This is a genomic window from Succinivibrio dextrinosolvens, assembly GCF_900116345.1.
In the GTDB taxonomy this organism is placed as follows: Bacteria; Pseudomonadota; Gammaproteobacteria; order Enterobacterales; family Succinivibrionaceae; genus Succinivibrio; species Succinivibrio dextrinosolvens_B.
This window is the reverse complement of sequence record NZ_FPAH01000079.1, coordinates 1-3,874: the sequence shown is the minus strand read 5'-3', so window position 1 is coordinate 3,874 and position 3,874 is coordinate 1. Positions and strand designations below refer to the sequence as shown.

At 40.0% G+C, this 3,874-nt stretch carries 2 protein-coding genes; both read right to left on the bottom strand.

Annotated elements, in window-relative coordinates; genetic code table 11:
* Positions 1–282: 282 nt before the first annotated feature.
* The gene (locus tag BM308_RS13045) at positions 283–3,375 is read right to left on the bottom strand and encodes an IS66 family transposase (RefSeq protein WP_074945807.1); all 3,093 of its coding nucleotides are present in this window, start codon (positions 3,373–3,375) and stop codon (positions 283–285) included.
* 178 nt (positions 3,376–3,553) lie between these two features.
* On the bottom strand, positions 3,554–3,733 hold the full coding sequence (locus BM308_RS13265; protein ID WP_143098630.1) for a hypothetical protein: 180 nt from the start codon (positions 3,731–3,733) through the stop codon (positions 3,554–3,556).
* Positions 3,734–3,874: the final 141 nt, after the last annotated feature.

Sequence of the window (3,874 nt, the reverse complement as noted above, 5' to 3'; positions counted from 1 at the left end):
AGACGCTCTTGCAGACCGACTTTTTAGAGACTGTGACTGGGAAATTACATTAAAGGGCAACTCCTGGAGAGGATCTGCAGATGAACTGTCAGGAGTAACTGTAAACTATTAGGTACCTCGATCTTTTGTCAGGATCTGATCTAAAATCGGTGGGAGCCTGTTTCGATTATTTTAGCCCAAATGATAAGGTTGGTGGGATCTGGTGACGTATTTTTCTTTAAAAAGTTGTTGTTAAGCGTATAGTTGAGTAATAGAGTAACACTCTAATCTTGAGTGGAGTAGTTATAGTCTTGGATTATGCTCATCAAGGTATCTTCTGTAGTCATATGGAGCCAGGCCTTTAACGTCAATCTTGTCAAAGTCTATGATATTTTGTTCGTCATACATAGATATAAGCTCTTTTGCCATGGTTCCATCCGGCATTTTTATAACGAGTTTCTCTTTCTTTGGCGTGGTAAGTCCCATAGCACAGCCTCGACCTTCACGTTCTAGAAGCTGCATCCTGTATTTAATATTGGCAACCAACCAGATTATATAAGACAGAGGTGGAACTCTGTTTAAAATGCAGGTGTTGATAATTGTCTGGTAGTCGGCAAAGGCCTGACCGCCATCTTCTGAGGTCAGGAACATGAAGGACTTTCTTGCACAGATACCTAACTTGAGGCTTCTTTCTGCCTTTGATGAGGAAAGTTCAATATCAGCACTCTCAATAAAGCGCTTAAGCTCGGTTTCAAAGTTGAGCAGGTAGATTAAAGCTGCAGACTCAGGATAACGGTTGTTCTTATTGAATCTGATACAGCCATCCATTGAAACTCTTGGAACTATAAGCTTTGGATTAGCAGCAATATACAGTCTGATGTTATCAAACAGAGTTTCAACAATTGGACGTGAATATCTGTTTCTTGCAGCGATTAAATCCTTTTTAAATTCTTCAGTGGTGCAGATATAGCCATGCTTTCTGACCACGCTGGATTCAATAACAAACAGCGCGTTTATCAGATAGAAGATGGTCAGCAGAGATATGTTGTTATCAGTAAGCAGCTTCTTTCCTTTTCTGGTATTGCGGAATTTCTCCAGATTATCCTTAAAATCAAAGAAAGAGGAGCCTTCAGGCAGCATCTGACCATATATATCAAGCAGGCCGTTACTTTTTAAGTATTTCCATAGACCACGTCTGCCATGTGTCATGCAGCGACAGCTTTTGAGAAATACCCCGTCAAGCAGATTTAATTCTTTAATGCCGGCATCATATCCTGCGTAGCCGTCTGAAAGCAGATATTTCACTGCAACATTGTCGTCTTCATCTTTTAAATCATTCTTTAGGATATCAATAACCTCATCTGCACTTCGGGATGGGGATACCCTGAACCATGAAGCCTGCAGTTCTGAAGTCCAGGAGGTATTCATAGTCCAGATTTGAGATTTTATGCTTTTTCCTGCTGCCTTTTTCTCTCTGGCAGTCTCGTTAACTCTCAGGGTACTCTCGTCCATGATGATGACAGGACAGTGTTGCAGAATATCCTTTTTAATTTGTTTTGTTACAGAGTGGAGGTAGGCTCTGGCGAAGGCATTGATAGAGCCGGTTAGATGCTCTCGGCCTAATTCAAAGCCATTACCCTCAAAGTAACAGAATACTCTGTTCTTAGGGGCGCCCAACTGAGAGAATTGAGTGCCGCAGACCGCAAATAAGGCTGTAGAGAGTTTTGATTTGAGGAAGGCAGGAGCGTGACCAAAGACTTCAGCATTAAAACCAAAAGGATTGATGACCGGCAAATGCCCCTCTTCTCGGATAAAGGCATTCTGTGTAGGCAGACTATTGTCGGTGACTGCATAGTGATCTTGTTTGATTTGTCTGTAAAGCTCTTTTCGTTTGCGCTGGACTTTTGCACTGTTACTGATTTGACCAGCGTCTGAAACTGAATCCGGAATATTATCTAAAGCCGATTTAATAGCGGTTTCGTCTGTATTGAATGCGTCTTGTACGTGCTCAGAACGTGTCTTAGTCGTATTCTGAACAGCTCCGGATTTAGTTCCGGATGCGTTCTGAGTCTGTTCTGAACTTTCAATCCTGGAGTTATAATTTCTAGTGAAATCAACCTGAGTATATTCGGCAGGATTGATTTCATACTGTGCTCCACAGGTGCAGCATCTAACCAGCTGCACAGAGCTTAAAACCTTTCTTATGCTCTGCAGACTTCCATCTACAGTCAGAGTTTCATTAACACGCTTATTCTTTTTGAGATTTTTGAAATCACGCTGACAGCCGCATTCCTCACAGAACATTGTGATGTCCTGTTTGCCACCATAGGAAATAATACCGGCAACAGTATTACCCGAGATAGTGGATACATAGTGTTTCTCTTTTCTGCAGGTCTCATTAAGGCTGGTAGTATCATTTTGTAATTCTTCAGCAGAATCCTTTAGCAGAGAGGTGATTTCAGATAGTCCCTGTTCAGCGGATTTTATTCTGGTAGTACAGCCTGAGAGGATGACATTGTCCACCTGCTCAGGGGTAAGTCCATCAGGACTGGCTTTGAGAGGTACTTTCTTTATTTTGTCTTCAGAAACCTTTAATTCTGAGGATTGCTCTTCAAAATCATTTTCGTCACAGTCTTCTCTTACTACAGGAACTGTACTTTCAAGTTCATTTGCACCATTCTTCTGTGCTTCTATATCTGCACTAAAAGCCTCATCAGCTGGTACAGCCTGTACTTTCTTTGTTTTTTCAGATGTTCCAAGACTCAAGGCAACATCTCGATGCGCATGATATGCGGGGAGTGTATTTAAAAGGGTGTTGAACAGCCCCTCAAAGTAAATATTAAGGGACTTTAGATTATAGAGATCAACAGATGGTATATTTTCATCCTTGAGACAGTCAAAGTAGTCATAATGACGCTCTTTGACATTATCCAGAATATTGGTTAATAAATCCTTAAAGCCGGTAACGTACTTTTTCAGATTGTTGAGTTCAGCTTTATCAACCTTGTTTCTTTCCAGCTCTGCGCTAGTTTTTTCAAGTTCAGCGTTGGTTGTTTTTAGCTCATTTTTTGTTGATTCAAGCTTTTCATTTGTTGTGTCAAGCTGGTTGAGAGTAGTTTTGAGTCTGGATTCTGTATTATTAAGAGCGTCTTTAACTGATGCCAGCTGCTCTTTACTCTGATTTAAGGCATTCTCTTTGTTCTGAAGCTTTTCGTTGCTACGAGTCAGCTCGCCTCTGAGATTCTGAATAATTTTGGTCTGATTTTCAGCCTGCTGCTGCATTTTACGTTCATAATAAGCCGCAATTTCCTCCTTAGACATTGAGGAAAAGTCAATCTCTCCAGATTGTGGTTTGGCAGGAGATTTATTTGCACTTTTTCTGAATAACTTAATCATGCTCTTTAGGACTGAAACATATGTGAAGACGGTGATTATGATACAGAAATCATGTAGTAATTAATAGTCCTCTTCTGGCTATAATAGCTGAATAAGGACTGATTAACTGGTAACTGCTTAATAATTAATGAAAAAAATATTTCAGTTTTTTGTGAGATAAAAATGGAGCAGACCGAAGTTAACAGGTTATCTTTAAAGCAGACGCCCTATCTGGAGAAGTCCCGTCAAGTAACAGCTGCTCCAGCTCATCACGTGTTAAATGGATTGGGATTAAATCCTCATCCAGCATCACCTGAAATCTTCCACTGTTGAGAATACGTGATGTGCAGTCAACTCCGTAAGGATCTATATGCAACACTTTACATATTGTCTTTCGTTTATTGAAGGTAACGATCGTTACTTCATCTTATGTTTAGAAAGAGTTATTGTTGAGTGACTTTGATATCTTATTATTTTCTCACAAGTTTATTTATTTTTTCTTAACATAATATTATTTACT

What these genes read in the sequence shown, in the direction of transcription:
- BM308_RS13045 (WP_074945807.1), bottom strand. Translation starts at nt 3,375, where the DNA reads ATGATTAAGTTATTCAGAAAAAGTGCAAATAAATCTCCTGCCAAACCA.